This is a genomic window from Runella sp. R0.1_18, from assembly GCF_057652155.1.
Window position 1 is genome coordinate 1 of record NZ_JBYFCK010000067.1, and the last position, 1,369, is coordinate 1,369.

The following is a 1,369-nucleotide window of genomic DNA, read 5'->3' on the forward strand; positions in this document are numbered from 1 at the left end:
AAAGGACTTTTGTGTGTTAGTGATTGGGGGCCAGCCCCCACACCCCCGGGATTTTTTTTAGGCATGAGCCGTGCCAAGTTGTGGAATTATTCTTCTTGTGTCGCTCGACGATAACGCAAGGCTAACTTTGGGTTTCGCCTAGACACTTTTTGAAAATCTGATTCATAACTCGCAACCAAACGCCGCTGTTCCTGGGCTTGATGGTAATGGTGGTAGCACAGACCCCCCAAGATACAGGACAAAATTCCCAATACGCTCAAAAAGATAATCGCTGAAATTCCAGAACTGAAACCAATCAAACTTCCCCCTGTTTGAATCCTTAATGGAATTTTTTCAATATGCTGCTCGATGCTGCTCTCAAGCTCTTTGAATTTCTGTGATGTGTCTCCTAGGTAAGTCTTCAGCTCCTGGCCAATAAGTTTTGTCTCTACCTTGACTGGTGGTAAAGGACGGTTCAAATTTTTCTTGAGTAATTCTTCAATCTCCACAAAGCGTTGTTCTAGCTTTTCTTGTTTTTCAATCAAATCATTTAGAATTTCCATCGGATTATAGTTTGAATCCCCTATTCGTTTTTTGTTCTTCAAGCTGTTTTAATTCGCTTCTTCCTACCTCAATTTTCTTTTCCAGATAATTTTTGTTCGCTCGTAGCAACGTATTTTCCTCTTCAAGGCGTTTTTTATCGCTTTTGAGACCATCAATCTCCTTTTTGAGGGGAATAGCTTGTTCAATTACTTTTTGAGCCTCTGTGAGCCCATTTTTGAGCTGATGTAAATTTTGTAAATTTCTTATCTCCTGTTGAGTTTTGAACTGAACTGCATTTAAGTGCTTAATGCTGCTATTGTGGCCACGCTCTAAATTCAGTTCTCCAGCGACAATACTTTGAAATTCGCTCATATCTTCTCGATTGAGCTTGATGCTTTTTCCCGTCTGATGATTCGTCCAGTCGAATACCATGTGAGCATGGTAGTTAGGTCGCCATTCATTTGTTATCTTGTCATAGTGACCTTCGTCTTTGTGACAGTAACCTTGAATTGTTTTTATTCCAAAGCGTTGCTCTAGTACTCTACTTAGCCGTTTTAAGTCCTCTGCTGTATGATGCTTGTTGATTAAAAGTACGCCTTCTCGGATAGGTGTAGCTTTATCTTGCATCTTTCGACCCGTTTTCTCCTTACAGTTTCGTTCTGCAAAATTTTTGGCTTCTTGAATGCTTTTTAGGTGGAAACTACTATTCAAATAGCTTAAATCACTTCGGACGTAGGATAAAACTTTTAGTCGCTGATTATGTGATTCACTACCACCTTTCACTGGTACAATGTGTATGCTGCTCTTTCCCATATGATTATACAACTTTTTTAAACGGGTGCAGGGT

General features: G+C 40.0%; 1 protein-coding gene and 1 pseudogene. Both read right to left on the bottom strand.

Going from position 1 to position 1,369, the window contains the following annotated elements:
* Positions 1-86: 86 nt before the first annotated feature.
* Complete coding sequence (locus tag AC23P2_RS31020; protein WP_183980790.1) at positions 87-542, bottom strand: hypothetical protein; 456 nt, start codon at positions 540-542, stop codon at positions 87-89.
* 4 nt (positions 543-546) lie between these two features.
* Positions 547-1,369 (bottom strand): annotated as a pseudogene (locus tag AC23P2_RS31025) (hypothetical protein); the annotation flags it as partial.

What these genes read in the sequence shown, in the direction of transcription:
- AC23P2_RS31020 (WP_183980790.1), bottom strand. Translation starts at nt 542, where the DNA reads ATGGAAATTCTAAATGATTTGATTGAAAAACAAGAAAAGCTAGAACAA.